This window comes from Paradesulfitobacterium aromaticivorans (assembly GCF_054657415.1).
Genome location: NZ_BAAHYT010000008.1, coordinates 264,971 through 289,146 on the forward strand (window position 1 = coordinate 264,971; position 24,176 = coordinate 289,146).

Annotated in this window: 19 protein-coding genes; 1 reads left to right on the plus strand and 18 read right to left on the minus strand. The window is 46.7% G+C overall.

Features of this window, described 5'->3' with window-relative positions; translation table 11 throughout:
* Positions 1-52: 52 nt before the first annotated feature.
* The 5 genes from ACYQ2N_RS03545 to ACYQ2N_RS03565 form a co-directional block, all read right to left on the minus strand.
* Positions 53-643: a hypothetical protein gene (locus ACYQ2N_RS03545; protein ID WP_459997549.1), complete on the minus strand. Its 591-nt coding sequence runs from the start codon at positions 641-643 to the stop codon at positions 53-55.
* Positions 644-673: 30 nt separating this feature from the next.
* Positions 674-1,150 (minus strand): HD domain-containing protein, encoded by a 477-nt coding sequence (locus tag ACYQ2N_RS03550; RefSeq protein ID WP_459997550.1) that lies wholly within the window; start codon positions 1,148-1,150, stop codon positions 674-676.
* Positions 1,151-2,799: 1,649 nt separating this feature from the next.
* On the minus strand, positions 2,800-4,194 hold the full coding sequence (locus tag ACYQ2N_RS03555; RefSeq protein ID WP_459997551.1) for a 4Fe-4S binding protein: 1,395 nt from the start codon (positions 4,192-4,194) through the stop codon (positions 2,800-2,802).
* A gap of 38 nt (positions 4,195-4,232) precedes the next feature.
* Complete coding sequence (locus tag ACYQ2N_RS03560; RefSeq protein WP_459997552.1) at positions 4,233-4,676, minus strand: hypothetical protein; 444 nt, start codon at positions 4,674-4,676, stop codon at positions 4,233-4,235.
* A gap of 395 nt (positions 4,677-5,071) precedes the next feature.
* Positions 5,072-5,302 carry a hypothetical protein gene (locus tag ACYQ2N_RS03565; protein WP_459997553.1) on the minus strand — a complete coding sequence of 77 codons (231 nt, stop codon included), beginning with the start codon at positions 5,300-5,302 and terminating at the stop codon, positions 5,072-5,074.
* A gap of 177 nt (positions 5,303-5,479) precedes the next feature.
* Between ACYQ2N_RS03565 and ACYQ2N_RS03570 the strand changes: the two genes are divergently transcribed.
* Positions 5,480-6,751: a PucR family transcriptional regulator gene (locus ACYQ2N_RS03570; RefSeq protein ID WP_459997554.1), complete on the plus strand. Its 1,272-nt coding sequence runs from the start codon at positions 5,480-5,482 to the stop codon at positions 6,749-6,751.
* Between the two features lie 58 nt (positions 6,752-6,809).
* Here the strand turns inward: ACYQ2N_RS03570 and ACYQ2N_RS03575 are convergent, their stop codons facing one another.
* The 13 genes from ACYQ2N_RS03575 to ACYQ2N_RS03635 form a co-directional block, all read right to left on the minus strand.
* Positions 6,810-7,487: a class I adenylate-forming enzyme family protein gene (locus tag ACYQ2N_RS03575; protein WP_459997555.1), complete on the minus strand. Its 678-nt coding sequence runs from the start codon at positions 7,485-7,487 to the stop codon at positions 6,810-6,812.
* A 7-nt stretch (positions 7,488-7,494) separates the two neighbouring features.
* Positions 7,495-8,376 carry an AMP-binding protein gene (locus tag ACYQ2N_RS03580; protein WP_459997556.1) on the minus strand — a complete coding sequence of 294 codons (882 nt, stop codon included), beginning with the start codon at positions 8,374-8,376 and terminating at the stop codon, positions 7,495-7,497.
* A gap of 97 nt (positions 8,377-8,473) precedes the next feature.
* Positions 8,474-9,628 (minus strand): acyl-CoA dehydrogenase family protein, encoded by a 1,155-nt coding sequence (locus ACYQ2N_RS03585; protein WP_459997557.1) that lies wholly within the window; start codon positions 9,626-9,628, stop codon positions 8,474-8,476.
* 24 nt (positions 9,629-9,652) lie between these two features.
* Positions 9,653-10,990, minus strand: coding sequence for an MFS transporter (locus ACYQ2N_RS03590; protein ID WP_459997558.1), 1,338 nt, complete (start codon positions 10,988-10,990; stop codon positions 9,653-9,655).
* Between the two features lie 139 nt (positions 10,991-11,129).
* Positions 11,130-12,128, minus strand: a complete 999-nt coding sequence (locus ACYQ2N_RS03595; RefSeq protein WP_459997559.1) for an FAD binding domain-containing protein — start codon at positions 12,126-12,128, stop codon at positions 11,130-11,132.
* Position 12,129: 1 nt separating this feature from the next.
* Positions 12,130-14,475: a xanthine dehydrogenase family protein molybdopterin-binding subunit gene (locus tag ACYQ2N_RS03600; RefSeq protein WP_459997560.1), complete on the minus strand. Its 2,346-nt coding sequence runs from the start codon at positions 14,473-14,475 to the stop codon at positions 12,130-12,132.
* 18 nt (positions 14,476-14,493) lie between these two features.
* Positions 14,494-14,961 carry a (2Fe-2S)-binding protein gene (locus tag ACYQ2N_RS03605; protein ID WP_459997561.1) on the minus strand — a complete coding sequence of 156 codons (468 nt, stop codon included), beginning with the start codon at positions 14,959-14,961 and terminating at the stop codon, positions 14,494-14,496.
* Between the two features lie 284 nt (positions 14,962-15,245).
* Positions 15,246-16,124: a hypothetical protein gene (locus ACYQ2N_RS03610; RefSeq protein WP_459997562.1), complete on the minus strand. Its 879-nt coding sequence runs from the start codon at positions 16,122-16,124 to the stop codon at positions 15,246-15,248.
* Positions 16,125-16,138: 14 nt separating this feature from the next.
* Positions 16,139-18,196, minus strand: a complete 2,058-nt coding sequence (locus ACYQ2N_RS03615) for a hydantoinase B/oxoprolinase family protein (RefSeq protein ID WP_459997563.1) — start codon at positions 18,194-18,196, stop codon at positions 16,139-16,141.
* Between the two features lie 14 nt (positions 18,197-18,210).
* Positions 18,211-20,334, minus strand: a complete 2,124-nt coding sequence (locus tag ACYQ2N_RS03620) for a hydantoinase/oxoprolinase family protein (protein ID WP_459997564.1) — start codon at positions 20,332-20,334, stop codon at positions 18,211-18,213.
* Positions 20,331-20,699 carry an acetone carboxylase subunit gamma gene (locus tag ACYQ2N_RS03625; RefSeq protein ID WP_459997565.1) on the minus strand — a complete coding sequence of 123 codons (369 nt, stop codon included), beginning with the start codon at positions 20,697-20,699 and terminating at the stop codon, positions 20,331-20,333. Before ACYQ2N_RS03625 ends, ACYQ2N_RS03620 begins: the two co-directional genes overlap by 4 nt.
* A 2-nt stretch (positions 20,700-20,701) precedes the next feature.
* A complete protein-coding gene (locus ACYQ2N_RS03630) occupies positions 20,702-22,693 on the minus strand; it encodes a hydantoinase/oxoprolinase family protein (protein WP_459997566.1) in 1,992 nt (663 codons plus the stop codon).
* A 24-nt stretch (positions 22,694-22,717) separates the two neighbouring features.
* Positions 22,718-24,052, minus strand: coding sequence for a phenylacetate--CoA ligase family protein (locus ACYQ2N_RS03635; RefSeq protein WP_459997567.1), 1,335 nt, complete (start codon positions 24,050-24,052; stop codon positions 22,718-22,720).
* Between the last annotated feature and the right edge of the window lie 124 nt (positions 24,053-24,176).

Genomic DNA, 24,176 nt, shown 5'->3' on the forward strand with positions numbered 1-24,176 from the left:
TAGCACGAAGGCTGCTTGCTCTTGGGTATTCTGAATTATTCTATCTATGCTACTACTGCATCTCCCGCCGCTCATTATCAGGTTCCCAGACCAGAAGTCCGGCTTTATTCATCGTGTCATAAATCCGACTTATGACCTCACGTTCGAACTTCTCACCTTTTACCTCAAAAACCCTTTTTACTACCAATTCCTTATCTGGACTTTTTCCGTAAAATCTTTTTAGAGCCACGTGGAAGTAATGAATAGTTGCCAAAATCTCCATTTGATTGGGCCGTAGGTCGGAAAACATATTAATGACATCTGCTATTTCCTGTTGATACCTTCTAATATCTTTTTCGTATAAATGAATAACCTCTTCTATCTCCGGCCCCGGAACATAACTTGACCGGGAGGAACTGGCACTTCTGTCAATGATAACGCTGTCAACTAATAAATCATCCATGCGATAATAAAGCTCCTGCGAATAAGGACCATAATGATAAATGTCAAAATCGTAATCCATTGGTACTCCTTTAGCTTTTAAGAAATATGCAATTTTTTGTACTATTGTCCGTCCAATTTCCGTATGGGAGCGCAATAACCACTCTTTTATGGCATAGGCAATTAGGGCGTCCTCCCAGCGTTTACTCAACATAACAGCCACCGGATTCACTCCTTAATATCTTTACTAAGTTCACGCGCTTGAAAACGAATTTCGGCTAATCCCTTGCCTTTGATTGGCACTAGCAAAATTTGTTGTGTCTAAAACCACAGAGTGATTTTTCCTTTCATAAATGCGCCGGGCCCAATGTGTAATATCTCGTTTGTCTTTTTCAGGAGACACGGAATATTTTCGTATGTCCCCCATAATGGTATAGTCATCATATTTCAGAACATCCAAAAAATTCTTAAACCGTTTCCCCCAACTCTGAATGTAATTAGCAAGATAGATATCATAAATTCGCCTGGTTCTATGGCAATACACTTGAGCAAACATATAAAAACGCGCCAAGATCAGCGCCTCAAGAGTCTGAACTCCTCCTCGACTAATTGCTAAATCCAACCCTCCATTTTGGCCCGGCACCGCGATCAATGTTTCCAGAAGCCTGTTAACATCAAATCTGCCGTAATCCACGCCGCAGTGGTGGGAATCCCGCAACAGGTAGTCCATTCGGTCAGCATCTATTTGACCGGATAAAATCTTTTTTAGAATCGTTAGCTCAGGTATGACCTCTTTCGTATCTGATCAAAAGCCCTTGAAGCCAGTTCCATAACACCAAAAGAATGTTCAAATCTAGTATGCATCGCCCCAGGATAGACATAATTGATAAAAGCGAGTTGTTTAATCCTACGCAACCGTTGAAACTCCGGGGTATCGATAAGTTTTCGCTCCCGTTCCGAAAAATGAATGAATCCATGAATTGAGTCCCTCACTCTGTGCTGATACATCTTCCACGTCATCACTCCCTTCAAACACAAGGATTACTTCAAACTATCTCCAAATGCGTTATTATACTATAAAGTAGAACTTTGGGTTATTTTTTCCAATTATACCATGCTCCTGGCTCCAAGGGAACACCTGTTCTCTTTAATTTATCCGCGAATTTCTAGCAATATATTAAAAATATGTATAGAATTATCGGACGTCTCATCATAACGAATCACAACAAATAGCGCCATTCATGCTATATTGATTGATTACTCAAACTGAAAATGTATAATATTGTTAACTATTAATCAGCGGCAAGAAGGTACTGAACCCGTTCCTCTACGCGCTAACGGTACAGTTACTGCCTTACCTTCTATTAGAGTAGATTCGAAAACTAATTTCCATGGGTAATTATGGGAGGTGGATCCGGTCACGAGAGCTGAGTTAGGTGGTTTTTCAATGTGGTCGGTAGCAGTTTGAGATATCACACCCGCAAATAGGCATAGCAAAGCTGACCTACCCTCAGATAGGCCGCTAACAGGATTATACAGTTGCCGATTTTTTTAAGCCACGAGCGGTAGGTGTTGCTCAAGTTTCTCAAGGAAGTTAAATCCGGAAACTTTGAGCCTGGCATCGAGATGAATGTTTATGGAATGGAACGGGCAGGTCCGTCTTTAGGTTAGAATTGTAGACGGACAAGAAATACCCGGTATTATAACCGTAAAACCAAGTCTCGTGGTAACTATCCCAACCCCAGCGCGCCTTAGGATCCGAATAGCGGCGCGGACATTCACAATTGTAAATACCCTTCGAAGCACACGAGCAGGTTTTGACGCCATAAGGACTGGCCCCGGTGTTGATACAGGTGCCATCGCCAGCAAGGGCCAAAGCGCGGGTGTCACCCAGTAGACCTGCCTCCGCGGATGGCTTCACACCAATTTCGGCAAAAATCTGTTGAAGTAGTCATAGAGTTTGGAAAGGACGTCGGCATACTGGGAAACTCTCTTTTTATCCGACAAGTAAATCGGGAGAAGGTTTTCGACCAAAGACTTTTGATACTCCAAATGTGAACGCCATAGAGCTAACAAAACAATCACCCCAAAACCAAGTAGTATGGTAACAAATACCATCCAGATCGATTTTGGAGGTGTTTTCCAAAAGTCAAGGATTATTACAACCATATATGGTAACTAGAGGTAAATAATTTGGAAATATTTTAGGGATTTTTGGTCAATTTTTGGAGGAAACGAAAAACCCCCGATTTTTTAAGTTATGCCAGCGACATATGTTTCACCTTCCCGCTATGCTGATTTTCCGAAAATCTGCTTGCACTTATAATATACCATAAATTCACATCTTAAACCGCTTGTTAGAATTTTTCTCGTATTTCTCTACATACGCATAGCCATAGGGAGAACAAAGAGATAAATATTAACTGCCCCAAGTATTAAACTTAATACTGCAAACGGGATAAAGCTGGAGATCGTTTTCCCTTCAGCTGCAAAATTGTTTTTGGCAATCTTATAAGCTGCAAAGATTGAACCGAAAGTACCGAGAGCAATTAAGGCAAACTGCAGTACTTGAATGGTTGAATTACTGACGATCGCTGCAGATTGTCCATGAGTGTCCATTCCGAATAGCGCCATAAAGGTAAAGATTACGGACTTACCCTCAGCCAAGAGATGGAATAAATTATGGGCGATGTGCCCTGCTAAGTCCAAAGGTATCAGGGCGTAACCAAAACGGGCGAAGTTTTCGATAGTACTTCTCTTGTTTGCCAGCTTTGACGCATAGCTGCTTGCAAATAAAGCCAGGACAGGAATAGCCATTGCGATGAGAAACGTAACGGTAAAGGTTACAAAGTAATTATTCGTTCCAACAAAGTTCTCGAGCGCAGTAAGCACCTTTTCCCATACTTCCAACATCGTAATGTTCTGCACGAACACGATACCCATGATGACAATTGCCAGGAAGGATTCCTCAAATTTAGGCTTTCTGATAAACCACAATCCCTTAGATGGAACACGTGTGCTCAGTTGGATTGAATCATTGGGGCAGGTCTTGATACAATTGGCGCAAAGATTGCATCGAGCCATGCTATCCATCGCGCGGGGAAATTCAAACATTGGACACCCGGCAACTTTGCCGTCCCCTTTATAGCAAGACTGGGTCCTACATTTTGCGCACTTTTCCGGAGTCGTGCGAAGTTCAAGGCTTCCGGATCTAGCATAGTTGCCGGATAGGCCGCCTAGGAAGCATAAATAACGGCACCAGGTACGGCGCTCAAAAAATGCTCCGCTCGCTATCACTCCAGTAGTAATGAGCAGTAAAAGTACTCCTGAACCCCTGGGATTCTCGACAATACCAAAAGTGTGATCTGCCCAGGTAATTAGAATAAAAAAGATATCAATTAACCAAATTCCATATTTCTTTAAGAACTTAGGAACGGGGCGATTGTTACCAACGAATTTTTGGATCCAGTCACTTACTGTCGCAAAGGGGCAAACTGCACACCAGAAACGGCCAAGAAGTACAAAAATTATCGGGATGAGAGGCCACCACAGTACCCACGTACCCGCAGTACCAAAGTTATCATGGGCCGAACTTGGCCCGGCGATTAATTCAAAAACGATTAGTGAGAAAACCAGCAAAACCGGTACTTGTAAGATTCCTGGAAACCACCGGCTTTTCAGGATTGCTTTGATAGTATTATTATTGAGCAAGTTGTTTTTTGGCGGTTCCGGCTTTGGTTGAGGAACAGGATCTATTTTCTTAGCCTTAGCCATTGTAGACTTTCACTCCTTTACACAATTCGGGCCTTATTCTATTGAGTAAGTTTGAGAATACCTGCTACAGCAATAACTATCAGGTTAATTCCTAGAAAACCCCCAACCACCGGCCAGTTGACACCTTCAGATTCTATCGAACTCTCATCGTGTCCGTCACTAGCAGCGCCGTGTCCATCACTAGTAGCGCCGTGTTCTTCAACTTGATTCTCCGCATTTTCCATCCCAGGCATGTTGGGATCCATGCCCGGCATTGCTTCATGTTGATTGTTAGAGCCGGAACTAGAAATGCCACTATCTATTTCCGTATTTGTTCCCGGCATAGATGTTTCCGTCTTAACTGTTATCGGCATATCCATGCTGCCATGGCCACCGGTTTGGCCGGAAGGCTGGGATTGGGAATCTGCAAAAGCCGCACTGGTTAAGGCCAACATTAGAGTAAGACTTATGACCCCCATAGAAAAAAAATTTCTGAGCTGCAAATTTACTCCTCCCACTATAATTTTTCGGACAAAGACAAACATAACCCATTTTAATACCCCTATATGAATTTCTTATAAACAACCTGTGAATTTTTTGTGAATGTCCAATTGGACAAAAAAAACCATGATATTCACAAGATTGCTCTTGCAAACTCATACGCTTTCTACGTTGGTTTTATCATTGCGAGGGCGGGATAATAGATCTATTTGTATCAGATCTTCTCCTAATAGTTCCAGGATACCCTCTTGGTAACCGACACGGCCTGTATGCTCGATCTCCTGTGAAGCTCAGATACGGCTTGTTCTGACAAAAGCAAGGCCCACCTATCTCTCGTGACAAGTGGACTTAATTTTAATATGGCAATTTCTTAAAGGCTCGTTAAAACAAGGAGCCATTAAAATATAATCATATGGTTATTCATCATTTTTAACAGTTTCTTCATTATTTCTTTTGCCGAGTGAGCACGTTTTGTCAGACCCACGTCTTTCTCAACCTGTGCCTCACGTTCACCCTTCTGCCATTCCTCCGTCCAGAACCACTGCTGGTCAGCTGGGATTATCTTTTTAGGTTCCAATACAATCTTCTCGTCTTCGCCTGGGACCATATATTTTACCTTTCTACTCATACTGATTTTTCGAAAATTCATTTTAGAACATAGTGTAATCAACTTTTACCAGAAGAATAATTTTTTAGTCAGAAATATTCATCCCGGTACTTGAGTACCGGACAAATTCAAACTATTATAATAATTAATGCTATTACAACTCTCGGTTGGAATATTTTAGATTCTGGGAGGAATTTGATGGCTAACAAGGAGCAAGACGGAGGATCACTTGCATCCACAGTTGATTCCTTTGTATTGTCGTTGGTGAGCGGAACAAACAGCCAGGATATTGCCGAAAAGTTAGGCATAGCCATTAAAAGGCCAATACTCATCGAAGATAAGTTTTTTCGTATAATTGGCAAGTTTTTATTAACTCCTGATATCTTGTCCTTTCCAAAACCGCAATTGACAGACCCTTATCTGAAAGATTTCGTATCCACAGTGCAAACTCGAAAAATTCCATTGGTTATGCCCCCTTTACCCCAGTACGGCGTCAGTCAAGCCAGAATTGTCTATCCGATAGTAACCGGAGACGTCATACATGGCTATCTTCATATCTTTGATAAAAGAAATCCGCCAGTTATTTCCGATGAAGACCATGAGATCATAATTAAGGTGTTACTGGCCTTGTCCATAAAAACTTTAATCGAGGACGCAGAGATCCAAACCAAAGAGGAATCTTTTGGTAATCTGTATCGAAAACTCATTTTCCTGGAATACCAGAGTGAAAAAGTGATTCAAGAAACCGCCGTAATATTATCTTTGGACTTATCGATCCCTTCATGGTTAATTATCGCACACATCGAAGGAGCAATTTCCAACGTCGAAAAACGCAAAGCACTCAGAAGCTTTCTCGTAGACAGAGATGTGGAAGCCACTGTCATTTGCATTCAAGAAGAGCAGTTTTTGATTTTTATACCAGAACGTGAAAAATCTTTTAAGAAAACCGCAATTACCGCCCTAGCCCATTACCTCATCGAGCTCCTTAACAAGTGTTACCCATTTACAGAATCTTATCTGACTTTTGGGCGCAAATGTTTAATGCCAGGCGATTATCATAAATCATATCACGAAGCGTTAAAAGCTCTTGATTATTTGAAAAAATTAAGTCCAAAGGGTCAAGTTTTGTCTTTTGACTCTTTAGGAATTATCGGTTGGATCACCTTACCGGAAGATGTCGAGCAGATGTTATCCTTTTCCCACTTGACACTACGGTCCCTCCTAGAACATGATAAACAAAACGCTTCCATGAAATTAGTTGAAACCCTTGAATGCTACTTAAAAAATGATTGCTATTTGAAAAAGACCGCTGGTGATCTATATCTTCATGTTAACACATTGCGTTACCGTTTAGAAAAAATCCAAGAAATCGGGCAATTTAATCTGAACGATGCTGAAACGAAGTTCCAGCTATATTTAGCCTTTAAAATAATAAACCTGAGTAAAACATTAGCTGCAAAAGATGAGTAAACTTCATACTCGTTCGATTACATAAAACTAAGACCAGGGATTGCCCCTGGTCTTAGTACTATTGCTTTAATTGTTCCTTAACTTGTCTACGCAAAATCTTTCCAGATGCCGTTTTGGGTAAAGTATCCGTAATCACTATTCTCTTGGGCATTTTATATCCGGCTATCCTTTCCCGGCAATACTTAAAAAGTTCTTCTTCATTAACTAGCATACCTTGCCACAAGGCTACAACCGCAATCACCGCTTCTCCCCATTTTTCATCTGGCAATCCCACCGCTGCAACTTCTTTGACCGCCGGGTGAGCAGCAAGTATAGACTCCACTTCATTCGGGTAAACGTTTTCTCCCCCACTGATAATCATGTCATCCTTGCGATCAATAATATAAAGGTACCCAGCCGCGTCGAGCGTGCCCATATCTCCTGTTAATAGCCATCCGTCTTTAATTTTCCTGCTTGTTAACTCAGGCTGCTTCCAATACCCAGTGGTAGTACTCTCGCTCCTTACTGCAATCTCTCCGACTGTCCCCAACGCCAGGTTTTCCCCTTCTTGACCCACTATATGCACTTCTACATTAAAATGGGGAATTCCCACAGACTCCAATCGTTTCCTTTCAAGGTTCCCGGCATTTTCTTCAGATCCTTTAATATGATCCTCTCTAGACAGGCAACTAACAGACGGACCATTTTCCGTCAATCCATACATCTGGATAAATCGATCATGACCAAATATCGTCATGGCCTTTCTAAGCAGGGAAAGTGATATGGGTGATGCAGCATAAAAAAATCGTTTTTAAGGAACTTAAATCATACTCATCAATATGCGGAACTTCTAAAAGAGCAGCAAGCATCGTCGGAACCAAATGAATAACTGTTACCTTTTCTGTGCTAATGGTTTGTAGAACTTTCTCGGCTTCAAATTTATCCATCATGATATTTGTACCGGCAACATATGAAATGGCCGAAGCCATGGTGTGCCCGCCGGAATGAAAGAGAGGCATTACATTTAAGGAAATATCACTTTTCTTAAGCCCCAACTCTGAAATAAAAGTCTTGGCTGCCTCAAGTTGCATGCGGTGGTTAAACATCACACCTTTGGGCAGCCCCGTGGTGCCGCTTGAATAAATAATATATGCCAGATCGTCATCTAAAATCTCAGGCGGGGAATTGTCAGGTGTAACTGCCTCCAGTGAACTTTCATATCGTTCGACCCACTCAGGTAGTGGCTGTGTCTCATTAGAACCAAACGCCAGTACATATTGAATATTGGAGAGCTTTTCTTTAATAGGCAAAACAACTTTCAACAGTGAACTCTGAATTATTGCCACTTTACTTTCGCTATGATTAAGGATAAAGGCAATGCTGTCAGGGTCCAGCCTCCAATTTAATGGTACGCATACAAAACCGGCCCGCTCACATGCATGCATACACTCAAGATACTCTTGGCAATTGTAAGCCAGTACGGCTATCCTGTCTCCCTTTTCCATACCTCGGCTCCTAAAAACGCTGATTAATCGGTGCACACGCTGATCCAGCTCCTTAAGAGTCAATCTCCGCTCACCGTCTACCACTGCCGGACTATCGGGATAAAAACTTGCGTTTTTAGTTAATATACGCGATGCATGCACCCTTGACTCACTCCTTTAAGCACTCATAGCCCTAAATATTTATGGCACTCTCAGACACTAAAAACCACTTAAGTTTTCCTCAGAGGAAGGAGTACACTTAAGCGTACTCCCTGCCCAGCAAATTTCTGGCAATGATAAGTTTTTGGATCTGACTGGTCCCTTCGACCAAGGTTGCATGCTTGGCATCACGCGCCATGCGCTCCACTTGGTAGTCCCGTATATATCCGTAACCGCCCAAAGCTTGAACAGCCTTATCCGTGATCTTGACACTGGCCTCGCTGGCGAACAACTTGGCGATGGCCGCATACTGGGCAATGGGCTCTATCCCCTGGTCCCAGCGGTTTGCTGCATCGTACACGAGATGGCGCGAGGCTTCCAGGAGTGTCTGCATTTCAGCAAGCAGAAACTGAACCCCCTGAAATTTGCTAATCGGCTGCCCGAACTGAACCCTGGATCTGGCGAACTTAACCGCTTCGTCCAGTGCTCCCTGGGCTATGCCTATGCACTGTGCTCCAACCATAATGTGAGAACGATCCATGACACGCATAACCATTTTGAAACCTTCACCTTCATTGCCGATGAGGTTATCCGCCGGAATCCTGACATCCTCAAAAATCAATTCCGACGTGGGCGACCCATGCAAACCCATTTTCTTCTCAAGAGTACCGTACGAAAAGCCGGGGGTACCCTTTTCTACAATAAATAAGGACAGTGCTTTCTTGCCGGTGCGGGCATCAGTGGTTTTCGCGCCAACCGTGACGATATCCGCAATGTTTCCTTGAGTAATAAAACATTTACGGCCGTTAATGATGTATTCATTGCCATCACGCACGGCGGTAGTCTGGATGCCGTTGATATCAGAACCGGCATTGGGCTCAGTCATGGCAAAGGCCGGTATTAATTCCCCAGTGGCCAGTCTCGGAATATACTTGGCTTTTTGCTCATCACTCCCGAAAAAGCATAAGGCTCCAGTACCCAAAGCCGTGTCCCCATACGTCATCGAGACAGCCGCACTGACCCGGGCAATTTCTTCAATGGTAACGCAGAAACTGAGCCAGCGCCCATCCTGTCCCCCGTATTCTTCCGGAAATGGCAGGGCAAACAATCCTTGTTTGGCCAGTACTTCCCTTATATCCCAGGGATATTCGTCTTTTTCATCAATCTCCTGAGCCCGGGGAGCCAGCTTATCGTTCACTAAGCGGCGTACAGTATCCTTTAGAAACTGAACATCTTCCGGAATTTCCAGATACATAACTATGCCTCCTTGATTGGAGTTTTACTCACTGACTACAGGCGCGCCTACAACGGGCTGAATAATAATTTTTCCGAATGTGCGCCCTTCTCGGGTGAACAAGACGAAATTCAGCACTGTACCTAGCAACGCAGCGATAATCAAGAATAGGAATCCGGCGGTAAAAGACCCTGTTAGAGCGATGATCCAACCCATAATGTAAGGAACAAATCCAGCCGAAATCTGGGCAATTCCTTGCCATAAACCGGTTGCCCTGGCAGTAACACTGGTTGCAACAATCTTTTGCAGAACAACAAATGATGCTCCAAATGCCCAGCATATTCCTCCCATCGCTAAAGACATCCAGAGAGCACTGGCAAGGTTGCTTTTTGATAGTACCGCCATGCTCATACTAATGGCATAGGCGAGACATCCGGTCCACATAAATATGGTACTGCGTCGAATTCTGAACATTAAATACCCGCTTAAGAGGAGCAGCACTGTACCAACTAGGTAAGGCAAGGATGATAAACTTCCCATCTGTGTCCAAGTAAAACCCCGTGCAGTTTTAAGATACGAAGGCAGCCAGGTGAGCAAACCCCAAAACATCCAAGTAATTAACATCCACGATATCGCCGAGAGCCAATAATCGGTATTTGTAAGAACTTTTCTCCATTCAGTTTTTACGTTGACATCGTCTGATCCTTGTAGTTTCGCAGACTGTGAAATTTTTTCTGCCTCAAGCTCTTTTTCGATATAACTCAATTCGGCTTTTGTGATCCAGCGCGACTCTTGAGGGCGGTTGTAGACAAAAAGGAGAACCAATGGAATCACGATCACGATTGGAACTACCCCTAAGATAAAAAAAGATACCCGCCAACCCATTGAGTTAACAATCCAAGCAACCAGGGGCATCGTTATCCCCGACCCTACAAAAAGACCTGTACCCCAAATGGAATTCGCCATTCCCCGTTCCCTGGGAGGTGCCCAGGTTTTCACAACCATTGAGTTAACCGGCAACTGAAGACCCTCGCCTACACCGAGAATTATTCTTGACATGATTAAAGCCACAAAAGACCCAGCTATGCCACCTAAAAACATAGAAGCAGACCAAATCAAAGCCACTATCACCAGACCTCTGCGCGCACCAATCTTATCCAGAACAAAGGAAAGCAGGAGTGCTGCCCCGCCATAAGCCCACAAAAATACCGACATCACCAACCCACGCAAGTCAGGCCTATTGGCAATACCCATATCTTTTAAGAAACCACTGTCTGCAATTAAAACCGAGGCATTGACCCGATCAAGATAAGCAACCAAGAGTGCGATAAACAGAACAAAGACGACTAAATAGCCGGAGCGCCATGAGCCCTTTTGAGGCATATACTTATCCCCCTCTTCTTAAAATTATCCTCAGCACCAAAAGAATCTTATTTCTTCTATGTCAATAACACTCCATCCTATACTTTAGCCACCAACCAAAATAAAAAGTTTGTCGCACCTCCTTTTAACCCATGACAATCTAAATTTTGTTATTCACCATGCTATTGGCTTCATCTAATGCCCGCCGCGTGAGTACTTTAACTAGTTTCTTCTTGTAGTAGGGTGAACCTCCCATCCTGTGTACAGGGCGTGCACTTTGATATGCTAATTCGGACGCTTCCCCCAAAGCTTCATCTACCTTCCGGCCAACCAATACTTGTTCTGCTTCCTCAACCCTGCATGGGGCAGTCCCTATGGCGTTAAGAACAATTCTGGCACGAACGCAAATTCCGTTAGTTTGATCAAAAGTGATCGATACCGCTACTCCTACTACAGGAAAATCCACTGCTTCTCTGAGCCGGTATTTCTCATAGGCATAGCCCGTATATGGTGGACTTTTCGGAATAATCACGGATGTAATGATACTGTCCTTGTCAAGGTTAATCGGCGTCTTACCATTGCCGGTATAAAGAGACTCCAGCGGCTCTTCGCGCGTGCCGTCAGGCCCAACCATCCGCACCCGGGCATCCAGCGCAATTAAGGCCGGAGCTGTATCACCCGAATACACCGCATGGCAGACAGGACTTTTGGCAGCTGCATAACAGCGGCCTCCACCTGTTTTATAGCAAGGCGGGCGCGATTGCCGCCAGCGTGAAGACTGGTTAAAATAATAGCAGCGCGTATCAAGGCAGATATTGCCGCCGAGCGTCCCCATACTTCGGTGCTGCGGCCCGCCGACAAATGAAGCTGCCTTGGCCAGCAAGGGAACTGCATTCAAAACCTCCGGTGCCGATTCAATCGTACTCAGTTTCGTTAAGGCTCCTATTTCAATCTCATCTGCCCGGGAATTGATGCCATAGAGATCCGGGAGCCCTTTTAAATCGACCAGGTAGCGGAAGTTAACAAGCCGCTGTTTAAGCTTGACCACCAGGTCGCTGCCGCCGGCAATTACCCCTGCTTCTGCTCCATACTCAGCAAGCATTGCCACGGCCTCCGCGACAGTCCCGGGCTTCAGATATTCAAATTCAGGCAGGCGCACCTTAGGCACCACCTTTCTCTTGTTTGTTCAGCTTCGGTATTTTCTCTTGCTTCTCTTTTTGCTCTAAAGCTCGCAGGACTTTTTCCGGGGTAATCGGCAGATCGGTGAACATGATCCCGGTCGCATCATAAATCGCGTTTACAATAGCGGGCACCGTGGATACCTGAGTACCTTCCGCAGATTCTTTCGCTCCGAACGGACCCAGCGGATCATTGGTTTCGATGTTAATGGATTCCATTACCCTAGGCATATCCAGAGCCGTTGGCATCTTGTAATCCAAGATCGATGGATTGAGAGTAAACCCGTCTTCATTGAGGCATTCCTCGTACAGAGCCTGACCCATACCACCGTAAATGGAGCCATCATGCTGACCCTCCACAATTAAAGGATTAAACATTTTGCCCAGGTCGTGGGCCACAATCATTTTCTTTAATTTCACCTGACCTGTTTCCTGATCCACCTCTACTTCGGCGACCTGGGTGCCGAATGTATAGGCGTTGGCCACATCCCCTTCACCGGTATCCCAATTGGGTAAAGCCACATCTTGGCCAAAATACCCTTCTCCGATGATGACTTGCCCGGAGCCGTGCTGGTAAGCCAGGCGGCAAAGCTTCCCGAAAGATATTTGCTTAGTCGGGGAGCCAATAACACAGGCCTTACGATCTTTGAATTCAATTTCATCAACCCGCGCTTCTAATAGCTTGGCTGCCACTTCGGCGAGCTGGGCGCGGCATTTTCCGACAGCCATGAGCAGCGCGGGCCCGGCAGTAGATGTAACCCGGCTGCCGTAGCTCCCTGGATCAACCGGGGTCAAGAAAGAATCCACTCTCGAGACATGCACATCTTCCACAGCAATCCCCAATGCCTCCGCAGCCATTGTCGCTAGTACTGTTTCTGCGCCTTGGCCCGAGTCTGTGGCCCCTGGCAAAACTGAAACAGTACCGTCTTCATGAACTTTGACTACAACAGCACAAGCCGTATGCCCGTGCAGCCTGGCTCCGGACATAAAGCCATTACAAGCCAAACCAATTCCCCTTAAATAGCGGCCGCCCTTATCCCTCTCTTGAGCCATTTCTTGTTTAAGTTCCTGCCAATTAACTAATTCAATTGAGCGGGTGATCGTTTCTTTTAAACCGCAGCTGGAAATGTGAATCTGATTTGCTGTCACATGTCCTGGCTCGATGGCATTTTTTAATCTTATTTCAACCGGATCCATTGCCAAGTCCTTGGCAATCAGATCCAACTGGCAGTCCGCCGCGAAGCGGGTCTGAGGAACCCCATGCCCCCGCTGGGCCACAGATACAGGCTTGTTAGTATAAACCCTGATCGCATCGTATTTTAAATTAGGCAATTTATACGGAAGAGTTAGAAATGCCCCGGCAAGGTAAATGGTCATCGGCCCCACTGCCGTATAGGCACCTCCGTCCGCAATCACCCGGCACTCGGTGGCTAACAAGGTTCCGTCCTTTTTGACTCCCGTCTTCATATAAATGATCATCGGGTGCCGGCGCCTGCCGGCCATCAGCACATCCTCCATATCATAGACAAATTTCACCGGATGGCCGGTTTTTTTTGAAAGCATGACCGCGGCATAGTCTAAGGCAAAGGTATCATTTTTCCCGCCGAAACCGCCGCCGACAACCGGCTGGATTACCCGAACATTGCTCAGAGGCACCTTGAAAGCACTGGCCAGATTCCTGTAGGGGAAGTAAGGACTCTGTTTGGAACCCCAAAACGTAATTTTCCCCGGTTCTTCATAACTCGCAATACAGGCATGGGGTTCCAAAAAACCGTGGAGTACGGATTGACTATAAAAGCGGTCCTCCCGGATATGGTCAGCCTGGGCAAACGCTGCTTCCACCTCTCCAAAATTGAAATGCATTTCAGCACTGATATTATGCTGCACATGGTCATGAATGGCCGGAGCACTTTCCAGCATCGCCTCTTCAGGATCAAAAACCGCAGGTAGGGGCTCATATTCCACGCGAATTAATTCAATGGCTTCGTGGACAATATCCGGATCGATCGCCGCCACCGCAGCCACTTCATCCCCGATGAAACGAACTTTGTCCGGGGCCAAGGGGGACTCATCCCGCGTATGAGCCATAAAACCATGACGAAATCCATTGAAGTCCTTGCCGGTTATTACCCCCCGCACCCCCGGCAGCCTTTCAGCGCGGCTGGTATCAATAAACAAGATCCTAGCATGGGGATACGGACTTCTGAGGACTTCGCCATAGAGCATTCCAGCTACGCTAAGATCAGCCGCGTATTGCGCCTTGCCGGTTACCTTGGGAATCCCGTCAACCCGGGGAGTGGGCTTACCTAAAATAGCAAACTCGCTCATCACCTTTTCCTCCGTTCGTCACTGAATGTCTGCCTCGGCAGCAGCGAGAATTGCTTTTACTGGTTTGTCATAACCCGTACAGCGACAGCTATTGCCGGAGATAGCCCGACGCACCTCTTGTTCTGTTGGTTTCGGATTTTTGTCCAAGAGAACCTTGCCTGACATAATCATCCCCGGGGTACAAAACCCGCATTGGACTGCACCATGTTCATGAAAAGCTTTTTGGAGAGGGTGCAATTCTCCCCCTTGAGCCAAGCCTTCGATGGTTGTAATTGCCTTTCCACCCATCTCCACAGCCAAGGTGATGCAGGACAAAGTGGGCTCCCCGTCTACAATCACGGTACACGTACCGCACTCGCCGACATCGCAGCCCTTTTTCGCGCCAGTTAAGCCTAAGCGTTCTCGCAATAGTTCCAATAATGTTTCATTGTCTTTCACATCTAATTGATGCTGGGTACCATTTACAACAAAATTAACGTTAGGCAATCTGCATCTCTTCCTTCGCTAAAGTTTTTTCTAAAGAGTTAGTCGTTACAATTAACTAGAATGTACTATGTCAACCCGAATTTTTCATCATGCGAAAGCTATAATGGTCTAACTATTCTGAATATTTTTTTGTATTTTTACACCAGCCTCGCAACCATCACCTGTAATCGAACTGCTTTTTGTATGTTAAGTACAATCAAACATGAAACTGGCAGTAAAATATCAGCTATAAAACCCAAAAACAAATGTCAAGCGCCAACCCCTTGCTGGAATTGGCGCTATTCTTAAGAAACCAAGCTTTTCATTCTTTGTACGAGCCCGGGAAGCTTTCCGACACTTATATTGTGAGGGATCTCCCGGTCAGTGGTAACCATAACTAAGTTCCGTCGAGCCTCTCCGCTAAGGGCGTCCTTTACGAGAACCTCCTGGCCTAGCTGCCTATCCGGGAAATCTAAGTCAAGAGCGAGAACCCACGGCCTCTGAGCCAGTATACCTTGCGCCTGCATCGCCGGGACACTCTCCTGATGGAAAGCGGGCACAAATCCTGGGCATTCATTTATAGCTTGAGAAATCTCGGTCAGGTGCCCGTTGTTGGCCATCACAATGGGAAGAACTTGGTAGTAACTAATAATATTGCCCAAGCTCTCCATAACATCCTGCCACTGGGGCCAAAATTCGGGTAACCCTGTCGGTAGTTCTTCCTCCCGCACAATAACAAAATCAGGGTCACGCTCACAATAGGTTCTGAGAACATGACTCAAACGGTCTGCCCCGGCATCTAAGACATCGTTCCAACTGGCATTATTCCAGTCACTTGCCCCTTTCCCGCCACCCGCTGTGAAAGGCCCAGGTAACACCATACCAATAATTTGGCTGTCACGAAATCTTGTGCGCAGGCGGTTCAGTGTTTCCAGGCTAACTCTAAACGTAGTGTCAGATAAATCGTTGGAAATAGCCGAAAACATACAGCCTAACTTTAAATGAGCTTGCAGTTTTTCCAGGGCCAGCGGAATTTTCGTTTCATTACCAATGAACTTTTCTAAAGGCAAGTTCTCTATTTGGGCAGCCTGACTGAATACTTGCGGAGCAACGAGCGTTTCCCCCGGTACAATCCCGTCACTGGCCATCTTTTTCATCATTGCCCGGTTAACCTGGGCACACATCACCAACACCTCCTTTAAGCGCGCATGATCATCTGCACGGGTTTCCCCTCGGGCCAGGTGCCGAAGGAGTGTAAAATCTCCTGCGGGGGCATTTTTTGCGACCACTGCGCCTGGAAGTCCTGGTATTTAAGACCTCGCTCCAAACGCTGGTTATATTCTTCTTGCCTTAATTTACCGGTAAACATCGGGTCTATTTTACGACCGGAATAATCCAAGGCAACTTTATAAATATTTTCTGCGCTCCAAAGAGAAATAATATTGTTTTGCAGGTCTTGCAGCACCAGTTCCGGCTCACGTTCGAGCGGATCGCCATAACCGGCTCCACCTGTGGCAAAGGCGATGGTGATTACATCACCATGGGCAAACGGCCGCGCTGAGCGGGCAAAGAATTCAACAATCCATTGGCCCTCAATGGATTGTTCATCTAAGATCTCCGTTAAATCAAGACGTCCGTTAAATTCCCCTGCGAGCATACGTTTTAGTAAGTCAGCCTTACGGATGCTGATTCCCGGCACAGTACAGGGAGCATAACCGCCAAAAATGGGCTGTGGAGTTTGCAGCCTAGTGTTATCTGCGGTGCAGAGGAACCAAACATCCCGCTCATGATAAGCTACCCATAGCTGGGCGGAGCCCACCCCACCCCGGTATTTGCCGTGGCCGCAGGAATCGGTCCAGTGTTGGGAGAAGGGCACGAGCATAGGAAACTCATTCTCCATCGTCTCGACATCAGGAGCCCTGCCAAAAACCGCCCATGGGAAACCAAAAGTATTGACCCCATCCCCGGTGGCTTTGCCCCCTTGTCCCTCTGTGTTTAACGAATATGCCAGCATGTCTGCATAGGGCATATTCCACTGGGACAAGCCGGCCACAACTAAGGCGTTGCCGGCATTGCCGGCCGAAGCCGTAACCTGCTGCCAATCCTGCGTGCAGAACATCATTTTGCCAAAACAATTGTGCACAGCACTCATGACTCCGGTAGCGATCATGACCGAACAACTGGTGGCTGCCCGGACATCCGGACTTAGGCATGTACCTTCTGGGAAGTAAAAATCAATGGGATCAAAAACGCTGTTCGCAACCGGCAGGTCATGAAAAACGTACTCATAAACAAAATTGGAAACGTGACCCACAACTGCTTGAGGGTGAGCGTTATAAGAGGAAAAGTTCTCGGGAGAGGTGCCGGAAAAGTCAAACAAAAGCCTGTCACCTTTTTTCTCAATCATGAGGGAAGTGCGGACAAGCCCTTCAGCCGGGCCAACCCCATCACTAAAATTAACCGACCGGTATTTCCCATCCGGCCATGAACTAATGCGCTCGCGGGCGCTTTGTTCGGCTACAATTAACATTTTGCGAAATAAACCCACAACATACTCTACGCCCTTTTTATCGGCCAATTCCAAAATTCTGGTTCTGGCTCGGTCAGCGGCCGTACTCCTAGCCTTAAGGTCGACTACAACCATTTGCGGAGCCCGAATACCAAAGGCAGCAGCCATCTCTATAAAATCATTATTTAGTATAAAATTTTGTCCAATCTTTAACGGTGGAACGTTAAAGCCTTCCTCGAAACGCGTTTTGGCACTAACAGACATCCCTCCTGGCTCAATAGCCCCTGTCTCCGTGGTATGGAGGGCAGCTCCGGTCCAGCCAATCATTTGTCCATGGTAAAAAGTCGGCATGACCACCACAACGTCAGGATTATGAACCCCTCCGTAGACAGCGTCATTGGTAAACCAAATATCGCCGTCATTTATCCCCGGATTTTCGGAGTAGTATTTCAGGATATATTTTATGACAATGGATTGAATCATCCCGTGTAAAAAAGTACCACTGGCCGCATTCACCAAATCCCCGTTCGCAGTGAACAGACTAACTATGGAATCCCCTGCCACACCCATCGAACTGCGTGAGGAACGCATGAAGACTTCCATAGCTTCATCCAATATATCATTCGTGCGCTGGACCCCGATTTCATAGCTGCCAAGCGAGAGCTTCTCCACACAGGCCAGTTCATACTCTGTAGGGGGCGCGGGTTTCATCCAAGCCAGTTTTTCTTCAAGGGTAGGTATTGGCATTGCTTTGCCCTCCTTTATTTTTTGCTTTCCAAAATCCCCAGACCATGCCGGTCTATGGTTAAAAGCATCGTCTGTGGAATCACAATCGTCGTGTATTCAGCCTCCGCTACCGCCGGTCCCGCAACAACATTGCCTGGTTTCAGAGCATCAAAATCATACACTTCTGAAGGTACAAAACCGAGCCCATCCCAATACATGTCGCGCTTTCCCTTTAGAGCATGAGCTGGATCTGTGCCCTCAAGGTTAAATACCGGCAAGTTTACCTTTTCCGTGGGAATGATTGCTCTGAGTACGAAGTTTTCCACAAACACCCCGCCTTCAGGGTTAACCACTAAGGGACTAAAGGACTCAGCAAATTCCTTTTCAAAATGTTCGTAGATTTTCTGCGCATCCTCTTCCGTTTCAATAAACAGCTTCGGGGATGTTGTGCGCTTGACATGAGCCTGGCCACCGTAAATCATGTCGAGTTCCAAGGAGAAAATCACCCGCTCCGCCTTGAACCCGTCCCCTTCCAACTCCTGCTTGGCTTTTTCCATGAGGCTGCGCACCGCTTCGTTAAAAGCCGTCGGCTCAATCACCACTTTCCGGGTCACCGGCTCCATAAAGACCATGCGCTTTGAGGTTTCGTAAATGTGGATCATATCCATGATCGATGAGCCATAGGCGCAGAACACGGGAGACATGGGGAAAACAACAACCTTGTCAATATCCCCTTTGTAGCCTGCGGCATGTGTCGGTCCACCCCCGCCAAAAGCAAACACAACAAAATCTTCAGGCTGGTACCCTCTTAAGTGAACTTCTTTGCGGATCGCCGAAGCCATACTTTCTTCCACTAACCTTTTAATGGCGAATGCCGCATCCGGGACGGAGATCCCCAAAGGATCAGCGATTTTATTCTTAATAGCGCGGAAAGCTTTGTCTTTATTAAGCTTCATGCGACCACCGTAATAAAAATCAGGATCAACATAGCCTAACACCAGATCCGCGTCCGTCACCGTCGGTTCTGTGCCCCCTTGGTTATAACAAACCGGACCTGGCATGGAACCTGCACTTTGCGGACCGACCTCAAGCCTATTCCCCAATTTTTTGTTAACCCAGGCGATGGAACCGCCTCCAGCCCCAATGGACAGAGTCTGCAGCATGGTAATCCCGACCATCCATCGGTCCACAATCGGCCGGAATTCATAACTGCGAACGCTATCCTCCACCACCAAACCGATGTCAAAGCTGGTTCCGCCAACATCACTGGCCACAACATTTTTATATCCCAATTGCTTGGCCAGATAGTGCGAACCGATCAGCCCGGCCACCGGCCCGCCGTTATAGGTGCGGCTGGCTGTGGTCTTAAATACCTCGGCACATCCGCCGGAATTATGAATAAGCAAGAACGTGCCTTTATACCCTTTAGCCCTGATCTTATCCCAAGTTGAGGATAGCTCGACCTGTAATGACCGCTGGAGATAGGCATCTAAGATTGCGGTCATCGTGCGCTGGTATTCCCCTAACTTCCCTAAGACATCACTGGCCAAAATAACCGGCAAATAGCCAACGTGGTATTCCTTATACTCTTCTCTGATAATCTCCCTGACCCTCTTTTCGTGTTCCGGGTTCACGAACGACCAAAGTAAGGAGACTACGAATCCCCGCACTCCTTTGTCCACCAAATAGTGGATCTTGATACGCAAATCTTCTTCGTCTAGAGGGCGGATCACTTTACCATTGGAATCCACCCGCTCTTTAACCCCGACGATTAAATCGCGGGCAATCAGCGGGTGGGGCTTCTCCTGACGGGCTAAGTTGCGCCGTTCCGCGACCCTGGTCCCATCGACCCACTGGGCACCTCGACCGATCAGCACCATATCTTCATGGCCCTCGGTCGTGATCAGACCCAGTTTCGGCCCGCTGCGCTGAATAAGGCGGTTCATGGCAACCGTGGTCGAATAGCGGATCACTTCAGTTTCAGCCAGCAGCTCATCCAGCGAAATCTTTAACCGTTTGGCTGCTTCTTCGATTACATTGATGAAACAAACGGACAAATCATAATGAGTAGTGGGAGCCTTGGCAATAATTGTCTCTTTACCGTTTCGTAAGACCAAATCGGTAAAGGTCCCTCCGACATCAATATCAATGCTTTTCATAGGCTTTTGTACAACCTCCCTTCTTTGATCGCCAGCTCTTTGCTCTGCACCCGGGCTTTTAAGGCTGCAACATCAATTTCAATATCACGAGTTAAGGGATGACCCGGCGGCAGATACTCTGTTTCCATTTGAGCACCGCAACTGGGACAATAAAATTCGACAATGCGAACCCAATTGGGATCCGGGGAGAAGTTGTACTCTGCTTCAACAATTGGCCGATGCACTTCGTTAGGATTTCTTTCGTGAATCAAGCATGCTTCTTTATAGTTTTTGGTTGCATCATTCAAAACTGCCCCGCACTTGTTGCAACCCCACTTTTCTTGATCTAAGTCTAAATCCAAATACTCTGTTACCCGTAGCTTCAAAGTTATCCCTCCTTCTGGTACAACAGGCCATTATGAAATTGATCGACCTTCAAAATCCATCCTGGCTGCACAAAATAAGTTGTAAGGCTGCCCTCAATGACGGCCGGCCCTTCGACCTCATCCCCATAGGTGAGCTTTTCCCAGTCATAGATACTGGCTGTAATTTCTCTTTGATTCCAGAAGAGCGGGCGCCGGTCCTTCACTGCTTCATGGTCGGCATCCTCTGCCTCCTCAGCCATTTGCGGCTCGTACTTCGCCATAACGTATTGCGTTGTCAGCCGCATAAACCTGATTACCCCCTCGGAGTCAGCCAAATTACTCTGCCACCAGTCTTTTAACTCCTCGAGCTGTTTTGAAGTATCCGTATTTTCCAACGCAACCTCAAAGTTGTATTTGCTGCCGGCTTGTTCAACCTCGACTTCTAACTGATAAGTGCCATCATTTGAGTCGAATCCTTCACCGCGCAAATCACGCTTCCCCTCTTCCAGCATACCCTTGACAGCGGATAACGCATTAGGCTCAAGGCCTTTTTGGATCGGGATAAAGAGGGCATGTTCGTAACGATGGGTTATATCTGAAACAGAAGAGCCTAAGGTACTGAAAACAGGACCTAGATTAAATAACCAAACATTTTTAAGCCCCAGCTTCGCTGCCACTGGATTTGCCAAGAGCGCTCCATTGCCGCCAAACGCAAACATGCCAACCTGCCTGATACCGTCAACACCGGCTTCCCCTAATGTCTCCGAGACTTTAGCTGCAATCTCCCGCGCAGCTACATCGACAATGGCCTCAGCAGCTTCCTTAACCGACACACCCAAGGGAGTGGCAATTTTATCAGCAATCACTTGGTTGGCTCTGTCGACATTAAGGTTTCTTTGCCCTTGCAGGAAGAACTCAGGGTTAACGAGACCTAAGACCACAAAAGCATCTGTGAGCGTAGCCTCCTCACCGCCCATGTCATAACAGGCGGGTCCGGGATATGCTCCCATGCTTTCCGGGCCTAAAGTTAGGCTTCGTCCCTTGCCTACCCGGGCTATACTCCCCCCGCCAATAGAGTTCGAGCGCAGCAAGATGGCAGGGGTCTTAACCGGAATACCAAAAATGTCAGTATTTTCAGTCAATAATGGTCGTCCGTTTCTGATAACTCCCACCTTGCTGGTGGTACCCCCAACATCAAGAGAAACAACATTTTCCAGACCATACTCCCGTGCATAATAAGCACTGGCATGAATTCCGAAAATCGGTCCCGATTCCAAGGTGTCAACTGCCCGGGTCTTGGAAATCCTAGCCACCCCACCCGCTACATTCCCGATTAACAGCGGGCGTTCATACCCGTATTGATCTTTAATCTCATCTTCAGCTTTGAATAAGGTTACAGCTAAAGGGCCATGGATATAGGCATTGATTAAGGCCATATGGGTGCGCGTCTGGTCATCAGGATGTTTTATCAGTTCTGACCCGGTCAGCACCGGGACAGCCCCGACATAATGGTCAAGATATTGATCTTGAATGATTTTCTTGATCCGTTTTTCTCTGGAATCATCAAACAAAGCTCCATTGAGGCTGATGCATATCCGCCGCACGCCATTCTCCAAGAGCTTTTTCACAACGCCCAGGAGTTCTTCGTCTGTAAAGTCATTTTCCAGTCCGGTTACATTTTCCGGATCAATGATTTCCCCTAGGGTGGCACTTGGCCCATGTCCATAAAAGTTCGCTTCCTGTCCTGTAGCCACAAGCAGACCAAGTTTAGGACCCTTCTTTTCCGCCAAAACATTGGTGGTAATGGTTGAGGACCAGCGCAAGACTTCAACCTCGGCCAGAAAATCAGACAGGTTTTCAAACCCTGCTTTTTCCGCGCCCTTGTGCAGGCAATCCATCAAACAGACCGTGAAGTCGTGTGGGGTTGTGTCAACCTTGACCGCCAAAGCATGACTGCCGTCATAGATTAAGCCATCCGTTAAAGTTCCTCCGATATCAATATCCACAGTGTACATCTGGCAAAAATCCCCCTTCCAAGTTTAGGCGTTTTCCAGCCACAGCTTCTTGATTAGCTGTGCTTTCATCTCATACCGTGGCAATGTACCCGGCGGGACAAGTTCTACGTTCGGACTGAAAATAAGTTTGTCCCGCAGCAACCCTTCAACTTGCTTTTTCAACTGTGGCAGTTCGACCTCATGATCTGAACCGTATTCCACCTTAATTCGCAGCGGTGGCTCTACTTTAGGACCAGGCTCAGGCAGCAAGACCTGGATTTCCCCTGTGGTCAGCGGCCGCAAACTACCGATAACGTCTTTGATCGCAGAGGGGAAGACGTTTACACCGAGCACAATCAACATGTCATCCGTACGCCCAATGCAGCGCATCCTAAACCCGGTTCGCCCGCAGGAACAACGGTCGTTCCAAACTTCTACATGATCGCGGGTGCGGAACCGGATTAAGGGCACACATTCCCGGTTGAGCGAGGTATACACTAATTCACCTCTCACCCCATCTTCAAGCGGCAAGACCTCGCCCGTGTCCGGATCGATAATTTCGCAATGCACGAATCCCTGCCCACAGAAATGCATACCCTCTGATTCTCCGCATTCGCCGAAAATGACCGGACCCATATCGGCATTCCCCAATCCCTCAGTTACGGTCGCACCCCAGTCCTCTTCAATGCGCCTGCGGATACTCGGGATCCCGCCTCCCGGCTCCGCCCCGCACATGACTTTCTTAATACCCAGGGTTGCCGGGTCAGTGTCGAATTTTTCTCTGATGTATTCCGCGAGATAAAGCGCATAAGATGGTGTACAAGTTAGAACATCTGCCTTAATATCACGGATTGAATTGTACAACCGGTCCGAAGCCCCGGTTCCGATCGGAATAAAAGTTGCACCAATAGACTCGATCGCATCCTTTAAGGGAAGACCACCGACAAAAAAGCCGAGTCCGAAACCGTGAATAACCTTGCTTTCCGGGCGCACACCCTCGGCGTAATACACCCTGGCTACTGTCCGGGTCCAGTTGCGGTGGTCATTGTTCGTAATACCCACATAGCTGGGCCGGCCGGTAGTTCCGGATGAAGAATGGATCCGGATTATCTTTTCCATGGGGGCTGCCGCGTGCAGACCCAACGGAGGCGCTTCCTCCTGGCTGCGGCGCAATTCTTCTTTGGTCGTAAAAGGAAGCTGGGCCAGATCTTCAATTCTTTTCACTTTTTCCGGGTTTACGCCGGCTTCGGCAAACTTACGTTGATAAAAGGGAGAATTTTGCATGACATAGGCTAATTGCTTCTTGATCAACTCGCTTTCCCATTCATTTAGCTTAGCCGGGGACATGGTTTCAATCTCAGGATCAAAATATTGGTGCATACGGAACATCCTTTCAGTTAATTTTGAATATATTGATTTTTATTATAATTCTAATTATTTGCGCCAGAAAAATCATTGTATCTTTATGCCAATCTACTTGATGTTTTTTTGTCCTTAGGAAACA

What these genes read in the sequence shown, in the direction of transcription:
- ACYQ2N_RS03550 (WP_459997550.1), bottom strand. Translation starts at nt 1,150, where the DNA reads ATGGACTACCTGTTGCGGGATTCCCACCACTGCGGCGTGGATTACGGC.
- ACYQ2N_RS03555 (WP_459997551.1), bottom strand. Translation starts at nt 4,194, where the DNA reads ATGGCTAAGGCTAAGAAAATAGATCCTGTTCCTCAACCAAAGCCGGAA.
- ACYQ2N_RS03565 (WP_459997553.1), bottom strand. Translation starts at nt 5,302, where the DNA reads ATGAGTAGAAAGGTAAAATATATGGTCCCAGGCGAAGACGAGAAGATT.
- ACYQ2N_RS03570 (WP_459997554.1), top strand. Translation starts at nt 5,480, where the DNA reads ATGGCTAACAAGGAGCAAGACGGAGGATCACTTGCATCCACAGTTGAT.
- ACYQ2N_RS03575 (WP_459997555.1), bottom strand. Translation starts at nt 7,487, where the DNA reads ATGACGATATTTGGTCATGATCGATTTATCCAGATGTATGGATTGACG.
- ACYQ2N_RS03585 (WP_459997557.1), bottom strand. Translation starts at nt 9,628, where the DNA reads ATGTATCTGGAAATTCCGGAAGATGTTCAGTTTCTAAAGGATACTGTA.
- ACYQ2N_RS03590 (WP_459997558.1), bottom strand. Translation starts at nt 10,990, where the DNA reads ATGCCTCAAAAGGGCTCATGGCGCTCCGGCTATTTAGTCGTCTTTGTT.
- ACYQ2N_RS03600 (WP_459997560.1), bottom strand. Translation starts at nt 14,475, where the DNA reads ATGAGCGAGTTTGCTATTTTAGGTAAGCCCACTCCCCGGGTTGACGGG.
- ACYQ2N_RS03610 (WP_459997562.1), bottom strand. Translation starts at nt 16,124, where the DNA reads ATGTGTGCCCAGGTTAACCGGGCAATGATGAAAAAGATGGCCAGTGAC.
- ACYQ2N_RS03615 (WP_459997563.1), bottom strand. Translation starts at nt 18,196, where the DNA reads ATGCCAATACCTACCCTTGAAGAAAAACTGGCTTGGATGAAACCCGCG.
- ACYQ2N_RS03620 (WP_459997564.1), bottom strand. Translation starts at nt 20,334, where the DNA reads ATGAAAAGCATTGATATTGATGTCGGAGGGACCTTTACCGATTTGGTC.
- ACYQ2N_RS03630 (WP_459997566.1), bottom strand. Translation starts at nt 22,693, where the DNA reads ATGTACACTGTGGATATTGATATCGGAGGAACTTTAACGGATGGCTTA.
- ACYQ2N_RS03635 (WP_459997567.1), bottom strand. Translation starts at nt 24,052, where the DNA reads ATGCACCAATATTTTGATCCTGAGATTGAAACCATGTCCCCGGCTAAG.